Consider the following 24,462-nt stretch of genomic DNA (forward strand, 5'->3'; position numbering starts at 1 on the left):
GCGCCGGGTGTCATAGACGATGGAGACATGCTCCAGGCACGTGCGGCGCGGGGGATTATGACGGACGACGCGACCGACCCGGTCGTTGCCAAGGCGCTCGAATGGTTCGTCCGCATGCGCGACGACAAGGTGAGCGAGGCGGACCGCGAGGCGTTCCAGGCGTGGCTCGCCGACGATCCTCGCCACGCCGCCGCGTGGGCGCGCGCCGAGGCCCTGTGGAACCGCTTCGACATCGTGCGGCCGGAGCTCGAGCGCCTGCAGCGCCCCGGCAAGGGCCGCACGCGCCGCAACCTTGTCATCGGCGGCCTGGCGGTCACGGCGGGCGCGAGCGGCCTCTACGCCATCGCCCGCTCGGATCTGTTCGCCGACTACGTCACGGCCGTGGGTGAGCGCCGCACCTTCACCCTCGCCGACGGCAGCATGGTGGAGCTCGGTAGCTATTCGGCCCTGTCGACGGCATTCACCGCCGAACGCCGGCGGGTGGAGCTGCATCGCGGCGAAGGCTTCTTCGGCGTCGCCGCGGACGCGAGCCGCCCGTTCTGCGTCGACGCTGGTGGCGGCACGACGCGCGCGCTCGGGACGCGCTTCGACGTGAAGTACGTCGACGACCTCGTGACCGTCGCCGTCGAGGCCCACGCGGTGGGCGTCCGCGCCGGCACCGCCCCGGAGGTCCGTCTCGAGCAAGGCTGGCAGATCAGCTATGGCCGCGCCGGCCTGGGCGAGCCCTCGAAGGCGAACCTGGAGGCGGTCGAGGCCTGGCGGCGCGATCGCATCGTGTTCCAGGACGCGCCGTTGCGCCAGGTGCTGGCCGAGCTGGAGCGCTATCGGCGCGGCCGCATCATCCTGATGGATCGCAGCATCGGCGACATCCCGGTGACCGCCGTGTTCGACACCCGGGAAGCGGAGAGCGCGCTGCAGACCATCGCCGACACGCTGGCGATCCGGGTGCTCCATGCCACCAACTACGTCGCCATCGTCTACCGCGGCTGACGACGCCGAAAAAAAATCATCGCGGCGATCATTGGCCCGGTCCGCTCCGGTGTCAGATCTCCTGAGGGCCTCATGCAGACGTCCTCGCGGATCGACGATCCCACCCCCCGGGGGGCCGGGCCAGAGAGCGGGTTGAAGCGATGCAGGTTGTGCGTGCGGGGCAGGACAGGTCCGGATCGACCATCGGGAGCGCGCGGCAGCGAGGGCGGGCCCTGGCGCTGGCGCTCCTGGCCACCAGCGGGCTGGTGGCAATCCCCGGCCTGATGAGCCCCGTGCTGGCAGCCTCAGCCTCGTTCGACATCCGGCCGCAGCCACTGGCGCAGGCGCTGATGCAGTTCTCCAACGCCACCGGCGTGCAGCTCTTCTTCAACGCCGATCTGGTGCGCGGCCTCCAGTCGCCCGGAGCGCAGGGCGCGCTTAGCCGGACGGAAGCGCTCGACCGGCTGCTGGCCGGCTCGGGGCTGACCTTCCGCTTCACCAACGCCAACACCGTCACCATCCAGCGTGCCGGCGGCGCCGCGCCGCCGCTGGTGACCGGCGCCGCCGCGGGCAGCGATATCGTGCTCGATACCATCGACGTGCAGGGTGGAAGCCAGTCGCCGTACGGCCCCGGCGTCGGCTTCGTCGCCACCAGGACGGTGACGGGCTCCAAGAGCGACACCCCGCTGATCCAGATCCCGCAATCGATCTCCGTCATCACGCAGGACCAAATCGCCCAGCAAGGCGCGCAGAACCTGAAGCAGGCGCTCGGCTACACGACCGGCGTCGCCTCCAACACGCGCACCGCCTTCAGCGGCTTCGACATCATGTATTCGCGCGGCTTCATCCTCGACCGCTATGTCGACGGCACCAAGCTTCTCGGCGGCGTCAGCGGCTACACGGTGCCGCAGATCGAGCCCTACGGCGTCGAACGCCTGGAGGTGCTGCGCGGCCCGGCCTCCGTCCTCTATGGACAGTCCTCCCCCGGAGGCCTGGTCAATGCGGTCACCAAGCGGCCGCGTGACACCGCCTTCCGCGAGGTCGAGCTGCAGACCGGCAATTTCGGACGGCTGCAAGGGGCCTTCGACATCGGCGGCCCGACCGACGCCAGCAAGACGCTGCTCTACCGGTTCACCGGCCTCGTGCGGGATGTGGACTCGCAGGTCGACTTCACCAAGGAGCAGCGCTTCTACTTCGCGCCGGCGCTCACCTGGCGGCCCGACGACAGCACCAGCCTGACGGTGATGGCGAACATCCAGCACGACCCCCACGTCGGTCTCTACAGCCTCGTCCCCGCCTCCGGCACGGTCCTGCCGAACCCGTACGGCCGCATACCGGTCAGCCGCTACCTGGGCGACCCCAACTACAACGTCTACAGGCGCGACCAGCAGTCGATCTCCTACGCCTTCGAGCACAGGTTCGACGACGTCTGGACCATCAAGCAGAACTTCCGCTTCATGCATACCGAGGGCATCACCGAGCAGTTGCTGCCGCTGGGGACCTCGCTGGTCAACGGGCGCACGCTCAACCGCTATGCGCTCTACGACGCCAACAACATCAATGGCCTGACGCTCGACAACCAGGCGCAGGCGGTCTTCGCCACCGGCCCGCTCAGCCACACCCTGCTGCTGGGCTTCGACCTCCAGCGGCTGTCCGAAAGCGATACGCTGGGCCAGGCCGTGGCGCCGTCGATCGACGTCTTCGCCCCGGCTTACGGCAAGATCATCCCGATGCCGCCGATCGTCTCGAACACCAATCAGGCGATGTGGCAGCTCGGCGCCTACGTGCAGGACCAGATCAAGTTCGACCGCTTCGTGCTGACCCTGAGCGGCCGCAAGGACTGGGTCTCCACCGACACCGCCAACGATCTCAAGGGCACCACCGTCACCACCAACGACGATGCCTTCACCTGGCGCGCCGGGCTCAACTACGTGTTCGACAACGGCATCGCCCCCTACGTCGCCTATGCCACCTCGTTCGCGCCGACCGTCGGCACCGACGTCTCGGGCAACCCGTTCAAGCCGACGACGGGGCAGCAGTACGAGGCCGGCATCAAGTACCAGCCGGTGGGCGTCAATGCCCTCTTCACCTTCGCCGCCTTCGATCTCACCCAGCAGAACGTACTGACGATCAATCCGAACAACACCGCCTTCCGCATCCAGACGGGCGAGATCCGCTCACGCGGCGTCGAGGCGGAGGCCCGGGCCAGCCTCGCCGATGGCCTCGATCTGATCGCCACCTACAGCTACGCCCATGTCGAGGTTACCAAGAGCAATTCGACCGACCTCGGCAAGCGACCCGTCAACATTCCCAACCAGATGGCCTCGTTGTGGCTGTTCAAGACGGTGCAGAGCGGGCCGTTCCTCGGCCTCGGCCTCGGCGCCGGCATCCGCTACGTCGGAAATACACCCGGAGACCAAGCGAATACGTTCTTCGTGCCCAGCAATACGCTCGTCGACGTCGCCGTGCGCTATGACATCGGCGAGCGCGTGCCCGAGCTCAAGGGCCTGACGTTCACGCTGAACGCAACCAACCTGCTCGACCAGCGCTACGTCTCCGAATGCTCGAACGGGCTGAACTGCCTCTACGGTCCCGGCCGCACCGTGGTCGCCGGCCTCAAGTACCAATGGTGAGGCGCGGCATGATCGCAGGGCATCGGCGGCGGCTCTCGGAACCGCAGGTCCGCGGCGGCGCGTAGATCGGGCTCGGCGCCGTGGTTCACATCGCGATGGATGGCTTCGAGGACGATCATCCAGGTCCGGGCACCGGCGCGACCCGCCGGCAGTGCCTCGCCGGCCTCGCCCTGTTCCCGCTCGCCGGCGGCCAGGCATGGGCGGCCGCCGGCGCCGTGGCGCCGGCGCCGGACGGCAGCCGCGTCGTCGCCCTCGACTGGGGCCTGGCGGCGACCCTGCTGGCGCTCGGCGTGACGCCGCTCGGCACACCGGTGCCGCGCTGGTATCGGCGCAGCGTGGTCGAGCCGACGATGCCGGAGAGCGTCGCCAACGTCGGCCTGCTGTTCACGCCCAATATCGAGGTGCTCGCCGAGCTCGCGCCGAGCCTCATCGCCATCACGCCGGGGCTGCACCGAGCCGCTGCGATGCTGGCGCGCACCGGGCCCGTGGTCGAGATCGATCTGTTCCAGCCCGGCCCGAACGCCCTGGCGCGGGCCAACCGCGGGACCGTCCGGCTGGCTGCTGCCGTCGGCGCGGAGGCACGCGGCGAGCGCCTGGTCGCGGAGGCAGCGGCAGCGCTGGCGGCGGCCCGCACAACCCTGACCCTTCTGTCCGACAGGCCGATCGCCGTCGTCAGCCCCGTCGACACCAGGCATATGGCGCTGTTCACCGCCGGCAGCCTCTACCACGACGTCCTGCTCAGCCTGGGGCTGACCAGCGCGCTGCCGGCGGCGACCGTCGCCGAATCCATCGTCGTCGGCATCGACGCGCTCCGTCAGTTCTCCGACTGCCGGCTGTTCCTCATCGACTCGCCGACAGCTCCAGGCCTGGCCGCGCGGATCCAGAGCAGCCGCCTGTGGAGCGCCTTCGCCTTCGTCCGCGAAGAGCGGATCCACTGCATCGCACCGGTATTGGGCTCGGCAGGATTGCCGGCGGCCATGCGCTTCGCGTTCCTGATGGGCGAAGCGCTGCATGCCCTCCCTGTGCCGAGCCGCCGTGGTTGATCCGGCTCGCTCCGCGGCCGGCCCGCGGGCCCTTGTCGCCGCGCTGGTCGCCGTCGCCGCCGCCTCGCTGCTGCTGCGCCTTCAGACCTTGCTGCCCGCGGCGCAATGGTGGCAGGCCGCCACCGCGCCGGCGATCGGCGATTTCCCCCAGCTCCTGGTCCATGAAAGCCTGCTGCCCCGTCTCGTCGTCGCGCCGCTGTGCGGAGCGGCCTTGGCCATGGCGGGCGCCATCTTCCAGCAGGTTCTGCGCACCGAGCTGGCCGAGCCGGCTACGCTGGGCGTCTCGGCCGGGGCCTTCCTGGCGTTGGGCGCCGCCTCGCTGTGGGCGCCCGGGCTGGCCGAAGCTCACCGCGACGTGGTCTGCCTCGCCGGCGCCGTCGGTGCCGCCGGGCTCGTCGCCGCCATGGCCTGGTCGCAGCGCCTGGCGCCGCTCGCGCTGATTCTCGCCGGCTTCGTCGTCACGCTGATGTGCAGCGCCGCCGGCGCCGCCATCAGCCTGTTCGACGACAGCGGTGCCCGGTACCTGTTCATCTGGGGCAGCGGCTCCTTGGTGCAGAACGATTGGACCGCGGTCACCTATCTGCTGCCTCGGCTGGTGGCGCCCATGTTGCTGGCGATCGTGCTGATCAGGCCGCTGACCCTGCTCGGGCTGGGCGACGACGGCGCCCGTGCGCTCGGCCTGGCGCCGGTTCGCCTGCGCCTGCTGGCGGTGAGCGCCGCGGTGGCGCTGGCGGCCTTCACGGTCAGCGCCGTCGGCGTCATCGGCTTCATCGGCCTCGCCGCGCCGGCCCTCGCGGGGCTCGCCGGCGCGCGGTCCTTCGCCGGGCGCCTGGCATGGGCGGCGCTGATCGGCGCAGCCTTGCTGCTGGTCGCCGACGAGGCGGTGCAGCAGGCCGCACGCATCATGCCCGAGGTCCCGACCGGCGCAGCGACCGCCCTGCTCGGAGCGCCGCTGCTGCTGGTGCTGCTGCGACGGCTGCGGCCGACGCACACCGGGCCGGCGGCGACCGCGCAGCGACGCCTCGGCCGGCCGCTGGCATGGCTGGCCGTCGGCGCGGCCGCCCTTGTCGCCCTCTGCTGGATGTCGCTGGCGGTCGGCCCCGGTGTCCATGGCTGGAGGTTCGTCGTCGTCGACCCGGCCGATCCACTGCTGATCTGGCGCTGGCCGCGGCTGGGCGTGGCCGTGGGGGCCGGCGTGCTGCTCGCCGTCTCCGGCACGATCCTGCAGCGCATGACGGCAAACCCGATGGCGGGGCCGGAGCTGCTCGGCGTCAGCTCGGGCGCGGCTTGCGGCATCATGCTGCTCGTGCTCTGCCTGGATGCTGCGCCCGGCACGGCGGCGATGCTGGCGTCGGCGGCGCTCGGCGCCGTCCTGGCGCTCGGCCTCATCATGCTGGTGGCGCGCCGCTCGTCCTTCCGGCCGGAGCAGGTGCTGCTGGCCGGCGTCGCGCTCAACACGATCTTCGCCGCGCTCGTCAGCCTCCTGCTCGGCATGGGCGACCCGCGCATGTTCGGCCTGCTGCGCTGGATGGCCGGCTCGACCTTCCTGGCCACGCCCGGCCAGGCGATGACCGCGCTCGCCAGTGCCGCGCTCGCCATCGCCGTTGCCCCGCTCGCCGCGCGCTGGCTCGACGTGCTGCCGTTGGGCGAGGCCGCAGCACGGGGGCTGGGCCTCGACGTTGCCGCCAGCCGGCGCACGCTCCTGCTTCTCGCCGCCGTCGCGGCTGCCATGGGGACGCTGCTGGTGGGGCCGCTGAGCTTCGTCGGCCTGATGGTGCCGCACATGGCCCGCACCATGGGCCTCGCCCGCGCGACGCCGCAGCTGATCGGATCCGCGCTCGTCGGCGCCATCCTGATGGCGGTCGCCGACTGGGTCGGGCGCGTCGCGCATTTTCCAAACCAGCTGCCGGTCGGCATCGTCGCGACACTGGTCGGCGCCCCGTACTTCATGTGGCTGATCGCGCGGCGCCGGTGAGAACGCGCCGGTCCATGGTCGCGGCCGATCAGGCAGGACGCATGGCCCTGTTTCCCAACGAGGGCCCCCCGGGCACGGGCGATTCTCGGCGATTGGACGGGATCATCCAATGGCGCAGAAATACTCCAGGCCCTCAGGCCCTCGCCATGGACGTCGTCGGCTGCCGCTGCAGCACCATGACCAGATTGGCGCTCAAGTCGCGGTCGAGGTCGAAGATCTTGCTCAGGAAGAGCTCGGTGAGATCTCGAACGCCGCGCTTGGTCTCGCTGGCGATCCATCGGAACGAGCGGCCGTAGGCGCGCTTCGTCCTGCTGCCGATTCTCGTGATGGCGAACGGCTTGCCGCGCAGGAGCTGGGCGATGATCGGCGCCGACAGCGTCACCAGGTGCGTATAGTCGCTGTGCTGGGGGATGCGGCCGAAGGGGCTCCGTCCGTTGGGAAAGCGGACGACGAGGTGGCCACCGGGCTTCAGGATAGCGGCGATGCCGTTCAGCGTCTGATCGATCTGGTCGAACGTCATGTGCTCGAGAACGTCGTAGGCGGCGGCGACGTCGAAGAACTCCGCGTACGTATCGACGCTCCTGCTCAGATCCGATGGAATCGTCGTCACGCCATTCTGACGAGCAAGCTCGACGAGCGCGTCGATGATCTCCACGCCAAATAGATGTGCTCCATTCTCCCGCGCCCAGGCCAGTAGCGCACCATTGCCGAAGCCGATCTCGAGAAAGTTCTTACCGGCGAGATCGATTCCCTCGAAATCGCCCTGAAGGTAGTGCCGCTCGAAGTCGCCAACGCGGAAAAAGTCGGCCTCCGACCAGCCCTTCCAGTCCTGATAGCCGGCATAGACGTCGTTCGGCATGACGTTTCCGGATAGGGCATGGCTGGAAAGCTTCTATCCGATCGGATAGAAGCTCTCCAAGATACGGCATGGGTAATACGCCACAGAACTCGGAGCAATTACTCAATTTGGCTGAAGAGCTGTCCAAGCAGAGCAGATCGTCCAATTTTCGATGAATGCTTCAATATCTCTTCGAGCTGGCACGCTTTTTCCGATCCGACTCAGGAGGATAGCGGCAAACGCCGCGCCCTTCACGCATACGCCTGCCGGCGCCAGTCGGCCAACATTGCGTCGAGCACGCAGGCGGCCATGGTCCCCGTATCGGACCAGTCCATCGTCCGTGTGTAGACGGGGAACGACACGATGCCATGGGTGGCGGCGATCAGGCTGTCGGTCGCCAGCTTGAGCGGCAACGGCGCGCGCGGCCAGCTGGCGAAGAGCTCGCCGACCACGCGCTCGTAGAGGCCGTAGGAGCGCACGACGATCGACGAACGGCCGAACGGCACCCCCTCCGGGTCGCTGATCGGCGGCTGGTGCGGCGGCATCGAGAACAGCGTCTGGAAGTGGTCGAAGTGCTGCCGCCAGTGGGCGACGGCGCCGAGGAAGACGTCGCGCACCCGCTGCTCGGGGTCGGCGGTGCCGTCGGCGAGCCGTTCGAAGTGCTCCACGGCAGCGGTCATGTCCTGCTCGCGGATGGCGAGGTAGAGCCCCCGCTGATCGCGGAAATACTGATAGATCGTGCCCGGTGAATAGCCGGCGGCGGCCGCGATCCGCCGCAGCGACACCCGTGTCGGATCCTCCGAAGCGAACAGCTGCCGGCCGACTGCGATGAAGGCGGCCCGCACCTGCTCCTTGTCCTCGGCTGAATGAGCGCGCGTCTTGGGGCCGCGCATGGCGCGCGGCGCCCGACGCTCCGGCGCCTCCGGATCAGCCCTGCGATTGGGCACGTGCAGCACCTCCTGGTTGGCGCCGCTCTATCGCACGACCACGCTCACGGCCAGCAATTTTAATGAACGTGTTCATTTGCAGTTGCTATTTGAACGCGTTCATTTATGGTCGCTAACAACGGACGCACGATTGGTGCGCCGACTGGACAAGACGCGGATCGGGAGGACCCATGGCGCGCATCGACGGAGGCCAGGCGCTGGTGGCGACGCTGCAGCGCTTCGGCGTCAGCACCATCTTCACGCTTCACGGCGGCCATCTCGACTGCATCTACCGGGCGGCGGTCGACGCCGGCATCCGCCTCGTCGACACCCGGCACGAGCAGGCCGCCGGCATCGCCGCGACCGGCTATGCTCGCGTCAGCGGCGAGGTCGGCGTCGCCATGGTGACGGCGGGCGGCGGCGTCACCAACGTCGTCACCGCGGTCGCCAACGCCTATGCCGATTGCGTCGCCAGCGTCTTCTTCGGCGGCGCGCCGCCGCTGCGCGACTACGACGCGCTGCCGGTCAACAGCGGCTACGACCAGCTCGCCGTCATGGCCGGCATCACCAAGTGGGCGCACCGTATCACCCACGTGGAGCGTCTGCCCGACCTGGTCGGCCGCGCCTTCCACATCGCCCGCGAGGGCCGCCCCGGCCCGGTCTACCTCGACCTGCCGAGCGACGTGCTCTACGCCCTCCTCGACGAGGAGCAGATCACCTATCCGCGTGGGCCCCTCGCCCTCGCCCGCCCGGCGCCGTCGCCGGCAGGGGTGGCCGAGGCACTGCGCCTGCTGCAGCGGGCCGAACGGCCGGTGATCCTGGCCGGAGGCGGCGTCGCCTACGCCGGCGCGGCCGAGCCGCTGCGGCGCTTCGCCGAGCTCTCGGGCATCCCGGTGCTGACCAACAACAAGTCGCGCGGCACCCTGCCCACCGATCATCCGCTGTGGGGCCGCGGCTTCGGCACGCTCGCCGCCGCGGCCGGCCGCGGCGCCGGCAGCCCCGACGTGGTGGTGCTGCTCGGTGCCCGCCTCGGCCTCTACACCGGCGGCCGGCGCAAGTCGTTCATCCCCGACGGTGCCACGGTCATCCAGGTGGACATCCGGCCGGAGGAGATCGGCCGCATGCGCGACGTCGACCTCGGCATCACCGCCGACTGCCGCGAGATGCTCGAGGCCCTCGTCACCGCCGCCGGCAACGGGCCGTGGCCCGACCGGCAGGCGTGGGCCGCCGGCCTCGTCGGCCCGCCCGCACCGGCCGCCGCGGCGAGCGACGCCGATGTGGCGCTGACGCCGGGCCGCCTGGCGGCGGCGGTGGCCGAGGCGGCGCCGCACGACGCCATCTTCGTGCTCGACGGCGGCGAGACGCCGGCGTGGGCGGATGGCGTCACGGCGAGCCTCGCCCCCAACCGCTGGCTCGGCCACGGCTACATGGGCATCATGGGCGAGGGGTTGCCGCTCGCCGTCGGCGCCCAGCTCGCCGCACCGTCGGCCCGTGTCGTCTGCCTCACCGGCGACGGCGCCGTCGGCTTCAATTTCGCCGAGTTCGACACCCTGGTCCGCCACCGCCTGCCGGTCGTTGTGGTGGTCAACAACGACCAGCAATGGGCCATGTCGGCGCATGGGCAGGACCTGGTCTACGGCCCGGGCCGGCGCATCGTCACGGACCTCGCCGCCACCCGCTACGACATCGCCGCCTCCGGCTTCGGCGTCCATGCCGAGCATGTGGAGGATCTGGCGGACCTCGCGCCGGCACTGGCGCGGGCGTTCGCCGCCGGCGGCCCGGCCTGCGTCAACGTCATGACCAGGCCGGTGATGAACCCGATCACGCAGCGCTTCATGGGTCTCGCCGCCGAAGGGCTGCGCGGTCCCAGCGGCAAGGCGCGCGTGCCCTACGCCGACATCCTGGAGGTCTGAGCCATGGCCGAACGGCCTCTCGACGGACGCACCGCCCTGGTGACGGGCGCCGGCTCCGGCATCGGCGCCGCCGTAGCCCGCCGCCTGGCGCACGAGGGCGCGATCGTGGTCGGGCTCGACCGCGATCTTGCCGCAGCGGAACGCACCGTGGCCGAGCTCGGCCCATCGAGCCTGGCGCTCGCCGCCGATGTCGCAGACGAGGCGGCCATCGAAGCCGCCGTGGCCCGCGCCGCCGCCGTGCGCGGCAGGCTCGACATCGCCGTGAATGCCGCCGGTGTCGGCTTCAGCGCCGCCCTCGTCGACCAGTCGCTGGCCGATTGGCAGCGTGTGCAGGACGTCAACCTCACCGGCGCCTTCGTCTGCTGCAAGCATGAGGCGCGGCAGATGTTGCGCCAGGGCGGCGGCGTCATCGTCAACATCGCGTCGACCAACGCGCTGCAACCGGGCGAAGGCCTCGCTGCCTACTGCGCCTCCAAGGCAGGCGTCGCCATGCTCACCCGCGTCGCCGCCATGGAGCTCGCGCCGCACGGCATCCGCGTCGTCGGCGTCGGCCCCGGCCTCACCGAGACGCCGCTGGTGGCGCGGCTGCTGGCGCGGCCGGAAGCCCGCCAGGAGTTTCTGGCCAACATCCCGGCGGGCCGGCCGGCGAAGCCGGAAGACATCGCCGCCGTCGTCGCCTTCCTCGCCTCGGACGACGCCGCCTATATCAACGGCGACACCATCTACGTGGACGGCGGTGCGCTGACCCAGCGCTACCCGAGCCTCGCCGCCCGTGCACCCTCCCCTGTGCCAGCGGCGACCGCGCCATGAGAGCCCTGGTCTACGCCGGCGGCCAGGACGTGCGTCTGGCCGAGGTGCCGGAGCCGCAGGCCGGGCCAGGCGACATTGTGCTCGACGTGCTGCGGGTCGGCGTCTGCGGCACCGATCTCGGCGCGGTGCGGAACGGGCGGCCACAGCTCACCGCCGGGGTCGCCCTCGGCCATGAGTTCGTTGGTCGGCGCGCCGACACGGGCGCCCTCGCCGTGGTCAATCCGATCCTGAGCTGCGGCGCCTGCTCGGCCTGCGCCGCCGGCCGGCCGCAAATCTGTGCCCGCCGCCAGGTGCTGGGCGTACACCGGCCCGGAGCCTTCGCCGAACGCGTCGCCGTGCCCGCCTCCAACGTCGTCGACGTGGCCGACCTCGACCTCACTCAGGCTGCGCTGGCGGAGCCGGTGGCGACCGCGCTGCACGCCTGGCGCCTCACGCCGCAGCCGGCCGGCGACGTCGCGGTCCTCGGCGCCGGCGCCATCGGCCTGTGCACGGTCATCGTGCTCAAGGCACACGGCATCGGCCGCATCACCGCGACCGACATCGCGCCGGCGCGCCTTGCCATCGCCGCGGCGCTCGGCGCCGACGTCACCGAAACGGCGCCGTCCGCCGACTATGCCGCGGTGATCGACAGCGTCGGCTCGGTCGAGACGCGGCGCGACGCCTGCCTGCGCGTCCGCCCGGGCGGTACGGCCGTGCTCGTCGGCCTGCACGCGGAGGAGCTGGTCGTGCCGGGCGGCGCCATCGTCGCCGGCGAGCGCAGCATCCGCGGCTCCTTCGCCTACACCCCGCAGGACTTCGTCGACGCGATCGGCCTGGTGCGCGGGCTCGACACCGGCTGGGTCCGCACCACGCCGTTCAGCGAGAGCGCCGCCGCATTCGCCGACCTGGTCGCCGGCCGCGGCGAGGCCGCGCACGTCAAGGTGCAGTTCGCCGTCGCCGCCTGATCACGGCAGCAGCACCCCGGCACCAGACCGGGGACGACAACGACCATTCTTCGGGAGGACCATGCATGACCACGACCTCAAAGGCACTTGCCGTCGCCGCGCTGATGGCGCTGACCATCGGCCCGGCCCCTGCCGCCGAACCCGCCATCAAGATCGGCGCCGTACTGTCGACCAGCGGCCCGCTCGGCTTCCTCGGCGATCCCGAGCAGAAGGCGCTCGAGCTGTTCATCGGCAAGCTCAACGCCGCCGGCGGCATCGGCGAGCGCAAGGTCGAGCTGGTCGTCTACGACGACGCCTCCGATCCGGCCCGGACCAACACCTTCACCAAGCGGCTGATCGAATCCGACAAGGTCGACGCGCTGGTCGGCGGCACCACCACGGCGCAGGGCATGGCCATGGTCGCCGTCGCGGAGCGGGCCGGCGTGCCCTACGTCTCCGCCGCCGGCGGACTGTCGATCATCGAGCCGGTGAAGAAATGGGTGTTCAAGGTGCCCCACACCGACCGCATGGTCGCGGAGCGCATCCTCGCGGACATGCACAAGCGGGGCGTCAGCCGCATCGGCCTGATCTCGGAAAGCGCCGGCTTCGGCCAGTCCGGTCGCAAGGAGACGCTGGAGCTGGCGCCCAAGTACGGCATCGCCGTGGTGGTCGACGAGCAGTTCGCCCCCAAGGACACCGACATGACCCCGCAATTCACCAAGATGCGCGGCGCTGCCGGCCTGCAGGGCGTGCTGATCTTCGCCGGCGCCGGAGCAGCCCCCGCCGTCGCCGCCAAGAACTATGCGCAGATGAACATCGGGCTGCCGCTGTGGCTGCCCCATGCCGCCGTCAACCCGGAGTTCATCCGCCTCGCCGGCGCGGCCGCCGAAGGCGCGCGGCTGCCCTCGGCGATCTTCGTCGTGCCCGACGCCGTGCCGGCCGACAGCCTGCAGAAGCCGGTGATCGATGCCTTCTACGGAGGCTACCAGGAGGCCTACAAGGCCCCGGCCCCACCGTTCGCCTCCAACACCTACGACGCGGCCATCATCCTGGCCGATGCGCTGAAGCGCGCCGGCTCCGCCGACAAAGCCAGGCTGCGCGACGCCATCGAGCAGACGCGGGCGCTGCCGGCGCTGAACGGCGTGTTCACCCTGAGCCCGACCGATCATCTCGGCCTACCGCTCGATTCGCTGCACATGTTCCAGGTCAAGGACGGCCGCTTCGTGCGCGCCGACTGACGACCAGCCGACGGGAGGCCCACGCCCCATGTCCGACTTACTTCAATTTCTCATCTCCGGGCTCACGGTCGGCGCCATCTACGCGCTCGCGGCGGTCGGTTACACGCTCGTCTACAGCGCCAGCGGCGTCATCAACTTCGCCCAGGGCGAATTCATCATGCTGGGCGCCATGGCCGCCGTCGGCCTCATCGGCGCCGGCCTGCCACCGCCACTGGCGCTGCCCGGCGCCGTCGTCCTGGGTGTCGTCGCCGGCCTCGCCATGGAGAAGCTCGCCATCGAGCCGGCCCGGCGCACCTCGCTGGTCACCCTGATCATCATCACCCTGGGCTGCGGCCAGCTGATCCGCGGCCTCGTGCAGGTGACGCTGGGCAAGGAGAGCCATGCCCTGCCGCCGTTCTCCGGGGCGACGCCGATCACCGTCGGCGGCGCCACCCTGCTGCCCCAGAGCCTGTGGATCGCCGGCATCACCCTGGCTATCGTCGCGGCATTGGCCGTCTTCTTCGGCCGCACGCTGGAGGGCAAGGCCTTCCTGGCCACGTCGCACAATCGCCTGGCGGCGCAGCTCGTCGGTATCGACACCCGGCGCGTGCTCGCCCTGTCCTTCGCCCTGTCGGCCGGGCTCGGGGCCGCGGGCGGGGTCATCGTCGCGCCGCTCACCTTCGCCAGCTACGACACCGGCACCATGCTCGGCCTCAAGGGCTTCGCCGCGGCGGCCCTGGGCGGCCTAGGCAGCGGCGCCGGCGCCGTCGTCGGCGGCCTGATCCTTGGCGTGCTGGAAGCGATGACCGCGGGCTTCGTCTCCTCCGCCTACAAGGATGCGCTCGCCCTCGTCGTCATCATTGCCGTCTTCCTGGTGCTGCCGCGCGGCCTCTTCGGCGCCCGCGTGACGGAGCGCGTGTGATGGTCAAGAACCCGATCAAGGATCTCAATCCGATCAAGGGCGTCGTTGTGAATCACGGCTTCGCCGTCGCGCTGGCGCTGCTGCTCGCCGGCTTCGCATTGGCCTCGCCGGGGCCTTACCTCTTCGACGTCGCCATCCGCACGCTGATCAGCGCCGTCATCGTGCTCGGCCTCAACCTGCTGTTCGGCTACGCCGGCCAGATCAGCCTCGGCCACGCCGCCTTCCTCGGCCTCGGCGCCTATGCCTCCGCCATCCTCACCACGCAGCTCGGCTGGCCGCCGCTGGCGGCGCTGGTCGCCGGCGCGGCGGGCACCGCGATCGTCGCCTTCGCCCTGGCCCGGCCGGTGCTGTCGCTCAAGGGCCATCACCTGGCCATGGCGACGCTCGGCATCGGCATCATCATCACTATCGTGATCGGCAACGAGCGGCGATGGACCGGCGGCTCCGACGGCCTCGTGGTGCCGCCGTTCACGGTGGGCGGCCTCACGCTCGCCGGCGACCGCGCCTGGTTCTCCGTGTTCGCCGTCCTGCTGGTGCTCGCCGTCGTCGCGGCCGGCAATCTGATGCGCTCGCCCGCCGGCCGGGCGCTCAAGGCAATCCACGGCTCGGAGACTGCCGCCCGCGTCGCCGGCATCGACGTCATCGCCTTCAAGGTGAAGGTGTTCGTGCTGTCGGCCGTCATGGCGAGCCTGATGGGCAGCCTGGAGGGGCATTACCTGGAGTTCCTCACCCCCGACAACGCCGGCTTCGGCCGCTCGGTGCTGCTGCTCGCCATGGTCGTGGTCGGCGGCATGGCCTCGATCGGCGGCTCGATCGTCGGCGCGGCGCTGCTCACGGCGTTGCCGCAGTTGCTTGTGGCCGTGGAGGATTGGGAGACCGCCGTGTTCGGCCTGATCCTGGTCCTCACCATGATCCTGTTGCCGGATGGCATCGTGCCGACCCTGGCGCAGCAGCTCAAGCGGGTGCGCCCGTGACCCCGGCGCCAGAGCATGATCCCAAGAAGTGGGCACCGGCTCTTGGACAAGATCATGCTCAAAACAAAGACTTAGAGCGGGATGATGATTCAAGGAAAAATCATCCCGCTCTAGTGGTCAGCGGACTCGACAAGCGCTTTGGCGGCGTCAGCGCCGTGCGCGACGTCTCCTTCACCGTCGAGGCCGGCACCGTGCAGGCGGTGATCGGCCCCAACGGCGCCGGCAAGACCACGGTGCTCAACCTCGTCTCCGGGCTCTACCGGCCCGACGCCGGCGAGATCCTGCTGGCCGGGCACCGCATCGCCGGGCTCGCACCGGAGCAGCTGGCGCGGCTGGGCCTGAGCCGCACCTTCCAGAACCTGCAGGTGTTCATGAACATGACCGCGCTCGAGAACGTGATGGTGGGCGCCCACGTGCGTCTCGATACGCGCTTCCTCGCCGGCATGTTGCGCCTGCCCGCCCTGCGCCGGCGCGAGCGCGCCTGTTCCGAGGAGGCGCTGGCGCACATGCGCTTCGCCGGTCTCGCCGTCGATCCGGCAGCCGAGGCCGGACAGCTCGCCTACGGCGACCTGAAACGCCTGGAGATCGCCCGTGCGCTCGCGGCGGAGCCCTCGGTGCTGCTGCTCGACGAGCCCGCCGCGGGGCTCAATCCGACGGAGAAGGCGGAGATGGCCAAGCTGATCCGCCGCGTCGCCGAGCGTGGCGTCACCGTGGTCATCGTCGAGCACGACATGAAGCTGGTCATGGGCGTCTCCGACCGCGTCGTGGTGCTCGACCACGGCCAGAAGATCGCCGAGGGCACACCCGAGGACGTGCGCGCCGACCGCGCCGTCATCGAGGCCTATCTCGGCAAGGCGGCCGAACCGGCACGAGCGCAGCTGGCCGGAAGCGACGCCCGATGAGCGCCGTCGCCTCCCTCGTCACGCCATCCGCGAGCTGCGGCCGGACGACGCCGATCCTGGCCGTGCACGGCCTGCGCTGCCGCTACGGCCGCATCGAGGCCCTGCACGGCGTCGATCTGGAGCTGGCACCGGGCGAGCTCGTCGCCCTGGTGGGAGCCAACGGCGCCGGCAAGACGACGCTGCTGCGCGCCATCTCGGGCCTGCTGCCGCTCGCCGCCGGCAGCATCCGCTTCCGCGGCGACGACATCGGCCGGCTCGCCCCCGACAAGCGCGTGCGCCGCGGCATCTGCCAGGTGCCGGAGGGCCGGCAGGTGTTCGGCCCCATGAGCGTCGCCGACAATCTGCGGCTCGGCGCCTACGGCAGCCGCGCGCCGGCGGACCTGGACCTTGCCTACGACCTCTTTCCGGTGCTGCGCGACAAGCGTGATCTGCCCGCGGGCGGGTTGTCCGGCGGCCAGCAGCAGATGCTGGCCATCGGCCGCGCATTGATGGGCCGGCCGGAGCTGCTGCTGCTCGACGAGCCGTCCATGGGGCTCGCGCCGCTCCTCGTCGAGGAGATCCTGCGCGTCATTGCGGGCTTGCGCGACGGCGGCATGAGCATCCTGCTGGTGGAGCAGAACGCCCAGGCGGCGCTCGCCATCGCCGACCGGGGCTATGTGCTGGAAACCGGCTCGATCACCATGAGCGGCCGTGGCCAGGACCTGCTCGCCAGCGCGGACGTGCAGCGGGCCTATCTCGGCATGTGACCCTGGCCGCCGGGGATCAGAGTGGAACGGTGGGCAACTCGACGACCTGAATCAAGCCGCCGCCCGGCCGATTGGTGATCCGAATATCACCGCCCTCCCTCCGAATGATCTCGTGGGCGATCGTGAGGCCCAGCCCGGCACCGGGAACTCTCTGGCCACGTGCCCCGTCGGCCCGGAAGAACGGCTCGAACACTTGATCCAGTACGGCCGGCGCGATACCCGGCCCCTGATCAGAGATGGTGATCCGCGTCACCGCGCCACCAGATACGTTCACATGGCCACGCACGCCGTGGGTCGCGGCGTTGATGAAGAGATTGCGCAAGGCGCGGCTCAGAGCCAGCCGACTGGCCTTAGCGTACGCTTCGCCGGCATCGGTCACCTCGATCCCAAAATCCTGTTCCTGCAGCTCCGCTACGACGCGCCTGACCAGGTCATCCACGCGAATGACTTCCGGCGACGTCTTCGTGGTTTCTTCGCGGACAAGCTGGATGGCACTGTCGGCAATCCGGTCCAACTCGTCGATGTCCTTGAGCCACAGCTCCCGGTCCTCATCGTCGGTGACGAACTCCGCGCGAAGCCGCATGCGAGTGAGCGGGGTGCGGAAGTCGTGACCGGCAGCCGCGACGAGCCGCATCCGGCTTTCGACGGCGTGCTTCAGGCGAGCCGAAAGAGAGTTGATGGCAGCCGCCGTAGCGCGTACCTCCGCCGGCCCACGTTCAGCAAGCGCCGGGAGAACGCCGTCCGGGCTCACCGACTCTGCCGCGCTTTCGAGGAGCGCCAGAGGCTTGCTCATGCGATTGGCGACGAACACCGCGATCGATCCGACACCGATGGTGATGAGTGCAAACCACCCCCATAATTCCGGATCCGAGGGGGGATCAAAGTCCGCCACCAGCCAGCCGTGAGCCCCGACACGCACCGACACGGTGCGAATACGGCTGTCGGCTGCATTGTAGGTCACGGAGACGTCGAGCGGCGTTCCAAGCCGCGCTGCGGCAGCGCGAAGCAGCTCCGTTTGATCCTGGTCCGGCACGCCCGCGGCGGCGTGTGGCGACAGGACGTCCGGCTCGGGGCTTTGCTCTGCAAGCCGCTCCATGAGGATGAGCTGCTTGGCAAACATGTCGACGACGACATCCGTCGGCGTCTTGAACGCGTACATCATCGTGAGCGTGATCAACGCGACGACCGAGACGATCGACAGCACGAGCAGCAGGGCCATTTTCGCCCGAAGCGTATTCATGTCTACTCGTCCAGCACGCGGACTTTGACGGAGAGCTGGTAGCCGCCATTCCGAATGGTCTTGAAGATCTGAGATGTGCTGTCCGACAGCTTCCGCCGCAGTCGGCTGATCAGGACATCGATCGAGCGATCCAGAATGTCGCCGTCGCCTCCCCGGGTCAGATCAAGGAGCTGATCGCGGTTGAGCACGCGGCCCGGTCGGTCCAGGAATGTCAAAAGAAGGTCGAATTCGGCACCGGTGAGCGGAACATGGGCACCGTTCGGGTCCGTCACGGAGCGTGTGGACGGATCGGCCAGGAAGCCCTCGAAGTGATAGACTCCCGTCGTCCGAGCCTCGGAGCCGACCATCTGGCCGCGGCGGAGAACCGCGCGGATGCGGGCCACAAGCTCTCTCGGATTGAACGGCTTGCCCAGGTAGTCATCCGCACCGATCTCGAGACCGATGATCCGATCGACGTCCTCCTTCAGCGCCGTGAGCAGGATGATCGGAATGTGCGATCGCGATGCCCGCAGATCGCGGCAAAGGTCCAGCCCCGACCCATCCGGCAACATCACGTCGAGGATGATGAGATCAATCTGATTTGTGATGATCCTCTCGCGCACCTCCGCGCATTTCGACGCGAGCAAAACGCGAAAACCTTGCTCCCGCATGTAGCGGGCGATGAGCTTACGGATTTCGGCATCGTCGTCGACTACGAGAACTTGCGCGTTCGTGGTCATGGCCAGCTGTGAATGACCTATGTTTACCGGAATAGATGTAGCTCGGCCGTAGGGGGGAAGGCCGACTTTTTTGTGTCAGTGTTTTTCTGAACCCCGACAAGACATGTTTAGACATAAAAATCCGCTCGTCAGACAGGCTCGGACATCCAGGGTGGCATTTCGAGCAACGAGCTCACCCTATCGGTAGCCCAGCGTCAATGATCGAGGGTTCCGATGCGCGTTCCAACAAGGCCCAGCCGACTCGCGGCTGGCGACAGCGTTGCATTCAGTCGGCAAGGCGGTCTGCGCAGACGTAGCTCACCCGGCGCGTTCTCTCGGCACGCCAGATGCGCGTTCTTCCACTGGCAATCTCTGGTCCTGAGGGCAGCGCTCCTCACGGCGACGCTCCTTGGCGCGCCAGCCGCGTACGGCGCCGAAAGAACGTCTTCGCCGCAGGGCTCGCCCTCGGATGTCGCGCCAGCCTGCAGGCCCGACGAGGCTTCCGTGAAAGCAGCTGAGCGGGAGGCGTCCGATGCGAGCCCCGTCTAGTCCCGCGCCCATCGTCGTGCTGGCCACCGCCGGCCTTTTGTCCGCCTGCGCCCCCTCCCCGCTCGTGCCAGGCGGCGGATTGTCGTCATACCGCGCGATGGCTCCCTCCGACGGGCTGCTCACCAAGTCGCGCATCCATATAAAGAAGGAGCAGGTGCTGGCGGCCAAGACGGTCAAGATCGCATCGATCGTGTTCCCTGCCACCGTCGCGCCGAAGCTCTCGAACCAACAGCGCGAGCTTGTGGCGAACGCCGTCAGTCGCGCGCTGTGTGTCAGCCTCAGCGACCGCTTCAAGGTGGTAACGCCGGACGAGCCTGCGGATTTGACGGTACGTGCCTCCGTCACCCAGGCGACAGAGACCGACGAGCTTGCGGCAGGGGTATCGGTCGCCGCTTCGATAGGCATGAATTTCGTAGATGTGGGCGTCCCGATTCCCACACCCCGCATTCCGATCGGATTGGGCAACCTCTCGATCGAAGCCGAGGCAATAGACCGGTCAGGCCAGCAACAGGCGGCCATGCTTTGGGCCAGGGGAGCGAACGCGCTCTTCAGTTCGCCGAGGATCTCGAAGGTGAGCGACGCCTATGATCTGGCGGACGCAGCCGGTGAGGATTTCGGCCAGCTGCTCGTCAAGGGTCGCAGCCCTTTCGACAACTCGGGCATCGACCTCCCGTCCTTGCAAAAGATCAACTCGACCGTGGGCCTCCCTCCGAAACACGCTGCATGCGAAAGCTACGGCCGCGCCCCGGGAATTGTCGGGATGGTCGGAGGCCAGCTCGGACTGCCACCTGAATGGACCGACAGGGGGGCTCGACAAGCGGCGCGCTAGAACTCACCGACGATGCACTGGCGTCGCATCGAAATCGCAGGGTTCGACCGGCGCTAGATGTACCGAACCGCTAAGAGTAATACCATGATAGCACCGCTACGTGCAGGAGCACGACTGTCAATTTCCTTTGCGTTGCTTGTTCCCGGGCTGGCCACAGCTTTCACAGCAGATCGCCAAGATGACCGCCGCCTTGCTCTGACAGTTACCGTCGACACCGTGCGCGAGAGCCGGATCGATCGCGCGATCGTCGGAACCGGCACGGTCGCCGCATGGCGCGACATGCCGATCAGCTCCGAGGCGAACGGGCTCGCGATCGTCGACATCCGCGCCGAGGAAGGCGACAGGGTGCAGAAAGGCCAAGTCCTGGTGCGCCTCAATCGAAGCCTGCTGCTGGCGCAGATCGAGCAGAATAAAGCAGCCGTTGCCGAGGCCGAAGCTGGGCTCACCAACGCGCTGTCCGACCAGAGACGAGCTTATACCGTCGCCAGCGGCGTCATCAGCCGCCAAACGATCGAGCAACGTGAAACGCTCGTCAAGACCACTACGGCGAAGCTCGCGTCCGCGCGGGCGATTCTGGAGGAAACAAAAGCCAAGTTGGCCCAGACCGAGATCGTGGCGCCCGCGAACGCCATTGTGGCGACGCGCAGCGCCACCCTCGGCCAGGTCGTGCAAACGGGAACCGAGTTGTTCCGTCTCATTCAGGACGGGCGCATCGAGGTGAATGCGCTGGTGCCTGAAGCGGACCTCTTCAAGATCCTGCCGCAGCAGTCCGCGCGCATCGTCGATCCGATCGGACGAGTGTCGCACGCGTCGGTGCGGCTCGTGGCTCCGGTCGTCGACACCAAGACCCGCTTGGGGACGGTGCGCGTTGCACTGTCCGCGAACACGGAACTGAAGCCCGGGATGTTTGTCCGCGTCGAAATCGACGACGGCGGCACGGCAGCGCTGACGATTCCGTTCAGAGCGCTCGTCTGGCGCGGCGGCAGGGCGGCCGTCTTCACCGTGAGCAACGAGGGAGCCGCGGTCCTCAAGGCCATCACCGTCGGACGCACGACGAGCTCCGCCGTCGAGGTCGTGCAGGGCTTGGCTGCCGGCGAACGCATTGTCGTCGATGGGGCGGGGCTCTTGAACGACGGCGAGCGGGTCCGCGTCGAGGTGGCCTCCGCCCGACCGCTCGGGGCCATGCCGTGAACCAGATGTCGGCCTGGGCCATTCGCCATCCGGTGCCCACCATCGTCTTGTTTCTGCTGCTGTCACTGTCGGGAGCTGTGAGCCTGTCGAAGCTGCGTATCAACGACATGCCGGACATCGACATCCCAATCGTGACCGTCAATGTCAGCAGGAGGGGCGCCGCGCCCGCCGAGATGGAGACCCAGATCACGCGCCTCATCGAGGACAGCGTCTCCGGCCTCGGCAACGTCCTGCACATCGGCTCCACGATCAACGAAGGCATCTCTACGACCAGCATCGAATTCGCCGTGGGAACCGACATCGATCGTGCCACGGGTGATGTTCGCAACGCCGTACAATCGATCCGCCCCAACCTCCCGGTGGACGTGCTGGAGCCGACGGTGCAGCGGGTCGACGCCACCGGCCAGCCGATTCTGACCTTCATCGTCGATGCCCCCCGGATGGCCCCCGATGACCTGAGCTGGTTCATCGACAACGATGTGGCGAAAGCCGTGCTGTCGGTCGGCGGCGTCTCCAAGATCGAGCGGGCGGGCGGCGTGGATCAGGACATCCGCGTGCGGCTCGATCCCGATCGGCTGATGGCGCTCGGCGTGACGGCGTCCGACGTCTCCGAGCAACTGAAGACGCAGAACGTCAACCGGCTCGGCGGACGCATGACGCTCGGCCACGCCGAGCAGGCGATCAGAACTCTTGGGAGTGCCGACGATGTCAAGACGCTTGCGCAAACGCGGCTGATCCTGCGAGGCGGACAGACGGTGAGGCTGTCGGAGCTCGGCGTCATAGAGAGGTCGTGGGCGGAGCCCCGCCAACGCGCGCGTCTCGACCAGCGGGAGGTGATCGGCTTCAGCATCTACCGCTCGGTGGGCACCGGCGAGGTCGCCGTAGCCAAAGCCGCAAGAGCGAAGGTGGCGTCGTTCGCGCGCGAGCACCCCCACATCGCGATCCGCGAGGTGACCTCTTCGACCGATGATGTCCTCGAGGGATATGCCGCCGCCATCGAGGCCCTCCTGATCGGTGCGGCGCTCGCCATCCTCGTGATCTGGCTCTTCCTACGCGACATGCGCGCCACCCTCGTGTCCAGCGTGGCTCTGCCGCTCTCCCTGCTGCCCACGTTCGGCGTCATGCATGTTCTCAACCAGTCGCTGAACAACGTCACGCTGCTCGGCATCGCTCTCGTGGTCGGCATTCTGGTCGACGATGCCATCGTCGAGATCGAGAACATCGTTCGCCACATGCGGCAATCAGGAAAGAATGCCTACGAGGCCGCGATGGAAGCCGCAGACGAGATCGGCCTTGCCGTTGTCGCGACGACGTTTTCAATCATCGCCGTGTTCATGCCGGTCGGCTTCATGGGAGGTATTCCCGGTCAGATCTTCAAGGCGTTCGCCATTGCGGTCTGCGTGTCCGTGTTCTTCTCGCTCGTCGTCGCACGCATGCTCACGCCCCTCATGGGCGCATATTTGATGAAACCGCACCGGATGGGGGACGATGAAGCGTTCTGGATTCCGGCCTATCTTCGGCTTCTCGGCTGGACACTGCGGTGGCGATGGCTGACGGTCTTGGCCGGCATCGCCGTCTTCGTCGGGTCCGTGAACCTGACCCGTCTGATGCCGGCCGACTTCATGCCCGCGACCGACCGGGGGCGCTCCGTTCTCGCTCTTGAGCTTGCGCCCGGCGCCAGCCTCGCGGACACGGATGCTGCCGCAAGAAGGGCCATCGCCATTCTCAGAGCGCGGCCGGAGGTCAAGTCCGTCTACGCGGCTCTGGGAACGCAAGCCTCGGCAGGCCCCATGGACGCCACGGCCTCCTCCGATGAAGTTCGCAAGGCAACCCTGACGGTGAACCTGAGGCCGCGCGGCGAACGGGCGATCACGCAGCAGGAGTTCGAGGCATCGGTCGCCGCTCAGCTGGCTGCGGTGCCGGGCGCGCGGCTGCGTTTCGGCGCCGATGGCCGGTCGGGAGCAAAGGTTCAGGTCACGCTCAGAAGCGACGACGCGGATCTGCTGTCGCGGACGGTGTCGTCTCTCACGCGCGAGATGCAGGCGACACCGGGCTTTCAGAACGCCGGATCGACGGCCAGTCTTGCACGTCCCGAAATGCAGATCGTACCCAAAGCCGACAAGGCGGCCACGCTTGGCATCTCATCCGAGGCCATAGCTCAAACGGTCAAGATCGCGACCCTCGGCGAGGCCGATCACAACCTGCCGAAGTTCAACCTCAAGGACCGCCAGATCTCCATCCGCGTCATGCTCGACGAGCGGGCAAGGTCCGACCTCTCGCGGATCCTCAGCCTGCAGGTGCCGGCATCGACAGGTACCGTGCCGCTGTCCTCCGTCGCTGACGTCATGCTCGGCGCAGGTCCCAACCAGATCGACCGCGTCGACCGCAGCCGTAGCGCGACGGTCGAGGCGGAGCTCGTCGGCCTGACCACGGGGCAAGCCGAGACGCTTGTTGCCAATCTGCCCTCGATCAAGAATCTTCCAGCTGGCGTGACGCGCCAGGCCACGGGTGATGCGGAACACATGCAGGAGCTGTTCAGCGGCTTCTTCCTCGCGATCGTCTCCGGCATTGTTCTGCTGTTCTTCGTGATCGCCCTCTTGTTCAACAACTTCATTCAACCGGTCACGATTCTGACCGCGCTGCCGTTGTCGCTCGGCGGTGCATTCGGGCTGATGGTCGCAACCGGCACAGCGCTGTCCATGCCCGCCCTCATCGGCGTGCTCATGCTGATGGGGATCGCTGCCAAGAACTCGATCCTGCTCGTCGAATACGCCATCACGGCCCGGAGCGCGCAGAAGCTCGACCGAAACGCGGCACTGCTCGATGCGGCGCGCAAGCGAGCTCGGCCTATCGTCATGACCACGGTCGCGATGGGCGCAGGAATGCTGCCCCTGGCGTTTGGAATCGGCGCCGACGCCGAATTCCGGGCGCCGATGGCGATCGCGGTGATCGGCGGCCTTCTGAGCTCGACGGCCCTCAGTCTCATCTACGTTCCTGCGGTCTTCACCCTGATGGACGATCTCGACCGCTGCGCGCGCAGGGCCTTGAAAGCACTCATGCCAACTGCTGCGCACGCGCGTTAGAGCATCGGACCGAAAAGCGAGGAGCCGCGGGCCGCTTCCTGACCTCGTCGCTCGTCAGAACGGGCCCACCGTCATTGACGG

19 protein-coding genes are annotated in these 24,462 nt (G+C 68.6%); 15 read left to right on the forward strand and 4 right to left on the reverse strand.

Going from position 1 to position 24,462, the window contains the following annotated elements:
- Window positions 1–27 precede the first annotated feature (27 nt).
- The 4 genes from ACZ5PO_RS32930 (at window position 28) to fhuB (ending at window position 6,620) form a co-directional block, all read left to right on the forward strand.
- Window positions 28–990, forward strand: a complete 963-nt coding sequence (locus ACZ5PO_RS32930; RefSeq protein WP_464186860.1) for a FecR family protein — start codon at window positions 28–30, stop codon at window positions 988–990.
- A gap of 140 nt (window positions 991–1,130) precedes the next feature.
- Complete coding sequence (locus ACZ5PO_RS32935) at window positions 1,131–3,602, forward strand: TonB-dependent siderophore receptor (protein WP_464186861.1); 2,472 nt, start codon at window positions 1,131–1,133, stop codon at window positions 3,600–3,602.
- An 80-nt stretch (window positions 3,603–3,682) separates the two neighbouring features.
- Window positions 3,683–4,645, forward strand: coding sequence for an ABC transporter substrate-binding protein (locus ACZ5PO_RS32940; protein ID WP_464186862.1), 963 nt, complete (start codon window positions 3,683–3,685; stop codon window positions 4,643–4,645).
- Window positions 4,638–6,620: a Fe(3+)-hydroxamate ABC transporter permease FhuB gene (fhuB, locus tag ACZ5PO_RS32945; protein WP_464186863.1), complete on the forward strand. Its 1,983-nt coding sequence runs from the start codon at window positions 4,638–4,640 to the stop codon at window positions 6,618–6,620. Before ACZ5PO_RS32940 ends, fhuB begins: the two co-directional genes overlap by 8 nt.
- Window positions 6,621–6,753: 133 nt before the next feature.
- On the opposite strand, the gene ACZ5PO_RS32950 is transcribed toward fhuB, so the two are convergent.
- Both ACZ5PO_RS32950 and ACZ5PO_RS32955 read right to left on the reverse strand, forming a co-directional pair.
- Window positions 6,754–7,479 carry a class I SAM-dependent methyltransferase gene (locus tag ACZ5PO_RS32950; RefSeq protein WP_464186865.1) on the reverse strand — a complete coding sequence of 242 codons (726 nt, stop codon included), beginning with the start codon at window positions 7,477–7,479 and terminating at the stop codon, window positions 6,754–6,756.
- Window positions 7,480–7,709: 230 nt separating this feature from the next.
- Window positions 7,710–8,405, reverse strand: coding sequence for a TetR/AcrR family transcriptional regulator (locus ACZ5PO_RS32955; protein ID WP_464186866.1), 696 nt, complete (start codon window positions 8,403–8,405; stop codon window positions 7,710–7,712).
- 170 nt (window positions 8,406–8,575) lie between these two features.
- Here ACZ5PO_RS32955 and ACZ5PO_RS32960 point away from each other — a divergent pair, with 170 nt between their 5' ends.
- From ACZ5PO_RS32960 to ACZ5PO_RS32995, 8 genes are all read left to right on the forward strand, one after another.
- Window positions 8,576–10,297 (forward strand): thiamine pyrophosphate-binding protein, encoded by a 1,722-nt coding sequence (locus tag ACZ5PO_RS32960; RefSeq protein WP_464186867.1) that lies wholly within the window; start codon window positions 8,576–8,578, stop codon window positions 10,295–10,297.
- A gap of 3 nt (window positions 10,298–10,300) precedes the next feature.
- Window positions 10,301–11,107 carry an SDR family NAD(P)-dependent oxidoreductase gene (locus ACZ5PO_RS32965; protein ID WP_464186869.1) on the forward strand — a complete coding sequence of 269 codons (807 nt, stop codon included), beginning with the start codon at window positions 10,301–10,303 and terminating at the stop codon, window positions 11,105–11,107.
- Entirely contained in the window at window positions 11,104–12,051 is a 948-nt protein-coding gene (locus ACZ5PO_RS32970; RefSeq protein ID WP_464186870.1) for a zinc-dependent alcohol dehydrogenase, read from the forward strand. Before ACZ5PO_RS32965 ends, ACZ5PO_RS32970 begins: the two co-directional genes overlap by 4 nt.
- Window positions 12,052–12,116: 65 nt before the next feature.
- A complete protein-coding gene (locus ACZ5PO_RS32975) occupies window positions 12,117–13,268 on the forward strand; it encodes an ABC transporter substrate-binding protein (protein WP_464186872.1) in 1,152 nt (383 codons plus the stop codon).
- Window positions 13,269–13,296: 28 nt separating this feature from the next.
- Window positions 13,297–14,169, forward strand: coding sequence for a branched-chain amino acid ABC transporter permease (locus ACZ5PO_RS32980; RefSeq protein WP_464186874.1), 873 nt, complete (start codon window positions 13,297–13,299; stop codon window positions 14,167–14,169).
- Window positions 14,169–15,143: a branched-chain amino acid ABC transporter permease gene (locus ACZ5PO_RS32985; RefSeq protein WP_464186876.1), complete on the forward strand. Its 975-nt coding sequence runs from the start codon at window positions 14,169–14,171 to the stop codon at window positions 15,141–15,143. The genes ACZ5PO_RS32980 and ACZ5PO_RS32985 overlap by 1 nt, the downstream gene beginning before the upstream one ends.
- A 113-nt stretch (window positions 15,144–15,256) precedes the next feature.
- Window positions 15,257–16,045 (forward strand): ABC transporter ATP-binding protein, encoded by a 789-nt coding sequence (locus ACZ5PO_RS32990; protein ID WP_464186877.1) that lies wholly within the window; start codon window positions 15,257–15,259, stop codon window positions 16,043–16,045.
- Window positions 16,046–16,098: 53 nt separating this feature from the next.
- Window positions 16,099–16,791, forward strand: a complete 693-nt coding sequence (locus ACZ5PO_RS32995; RefSeq protein ID WP_464197134.1) for an ABC transporter ATP-binding protein — start codon at window positions 16,099–16,101, stop codon at window positions 16,789–16,791.
- A 16-nt stretch (window positions 16,792–16,807) separates the two neighbouring features.
- On the opposite strand, the gene ACZ5PO_RS33000 is transcribed toward ACZ5PO_RS32995, so the two are convergent.
- Window positions 16,808–18,031, reverse strand: coding sequence for an ATP-binding protein (locus tag ACZ5PO_RS33000; protein ID WP_464186878.1), 1,224 nt, complete (start codon window positions 18,029–18,031; stop codon window positions 16,808–16,810).
- 2 nt (window positions 18,032–18,033) lie between these two features.
- Window positions 18,034–18,750, reverse strand: a complete 717-nt coding sequence (locus tag ACZ5PO_RS33005; protein WP_464186879.1) for a response regulator — start codon at window positions 18,748–18,750, stop codon at window positions 18,034–18,036.
- Between the two features lie 544 nt (window positions 18,751–19,294).
- Here ACZ5PO_RS33005 and ACZ5PO_RS33010 point away from each other — a divergent pair.
- The 3 genes from ACZ5PO_RS33010 to ACZ5PO_RS33020 all read left to right on the forward strand — a co-directional run bounded on the left by ACZ5PO_RS33010 (window position 19,295) and on the right by ACZ5PO_RS33020 (window position 24,381).
- Window positions 19,295–20,107, forward strand: coding sequence for a DUF3313 domain-containing protein (locus tag ACZ5PO_RS33010; protein WP_464186881.1), 813 nt, complete (start codon window positions 19,295–19,297; stop codon window positions 20,105–20,107).
- Between the two features lie 84 nt (window positions 20,108–20,191).
- Entirely contained in the window at window positions 20,192–21,298 is a 1,107-nt protein-coding gene (locus ACZ5PO_RS33015) for an efflux RND transporter periplasmic adaptor subunit (protein ID WP_464186883.1), read from the forward strand.
- 5 nt (window positions 21,299–21,303) lie between these two features.
- Window positions 21,304–24,381, forward strand: a complete 3,078-nt coding sequence (locus tag ACZ5PO_RS33020; protein WP_464197136.1) for an efflux RND transporter permease subunit — start codon at window positions 21,304–21,306, stop codon at window positions 24,379–24,381.
- The last annotated feature ends 81 nt before the right edge of the window (window positions 24,382–24,462 follow it).

The sequence above is a fragment of the Chelatococcus sp. KU-N122 genome (assembly GCF_055391085.1).

Coding starts and splice junctions, on each gene's coding strand:
- ACZ5PO_RS33000 (WP_464186878.1), bottom strand. CDS start 18,031: ATGAATACGCTTCGGGCGAAAATGGCCCTGCTGCTCGTGCTGTCGATC.
- ACZ5PO_RS33020 (WP_464197136.1), top strand. CDS start 21,304: ATGTCGGCCTGGGCCATTCGCCATCCGGTGCCCACCATCGTCTTGTTT.
- ACZ5PO_RS32930 (WP_464186860.1), top strand. CDS start 28: ATGCTCCAGGCACGTGCGGCGCGGGGGATTATGACGGACGACGCGACC.
- ACZ5PO_RS32975 (WP_464186872.1), top strand. CDS start 12,117: ATGACCACGACCTCAAAGGCACTTGCCGTCGCCGCGCTGATGGCGCTG.
- ACZ5PO_RS32985 (WP_464186876.1), top strand. CDS start 14,169: ATGGTCAAGAACCCGATCAAGGATCTCAATCCGATCAAGGGCGTCGTT.
- ACZ5PO_RS32965 (WP_464186869.1), top strand. CDS start 10,301: ATGGCCGAACGGCCTCTCGACGGACGCACCGCCCTGGTGACGGGCGCC.
- ACZ5PO_RS32950 (WP_464186865.1), bottom strand. CDS start 7,479: ATGCCGAACGACGTCTATGCCGGCTATCAGGACTGGAAGGGCTGGTCG.
- ACZ5PO_RS32980 (WP_464186874.1), top strand. CDS start 13,297: ATGTCCGACTTACTTCAATTTCTCATCTCCGGGCTCACGGTCGGCGCC.
- ACZ5PO_RS32960 (WP_464186867.1), top strand. CDS start 8,576: ATGGCGCGCATCGACGGAGGCCAGGCGCTGGTGGCGACGCTGCAGCGC.
- ACZ5PO_RS33015 (WP_464186883.1), top strand. CDS start 20,192: ATGATAGCACCGCTACGTGCAGGAGCACGACTGTCAATTTCCTTTGCG.
- ACZ5PO_RS32935 (WP_464186861.1), top strand. CDS start 1,131: ATGCAGGTTGTGCGTGCGGGGCAGGACAGGTCCGGATCGACCATCGGG.
- ACZ5PO_RS33005 (WP_464186879.1), bottom strand. CDS start 18,750: ATGACCACGAACGCGCAAGTTCTCGTAGTCGACGACGATGCCGAAATC.
- ACZ5PO_RS32970 (WP_464186870.1), top strand. CDS start 11,104: ATGAGAGCCCTGGTCTACGCCGGCGGCCAGGACGTGCGTCTGGCCGAG.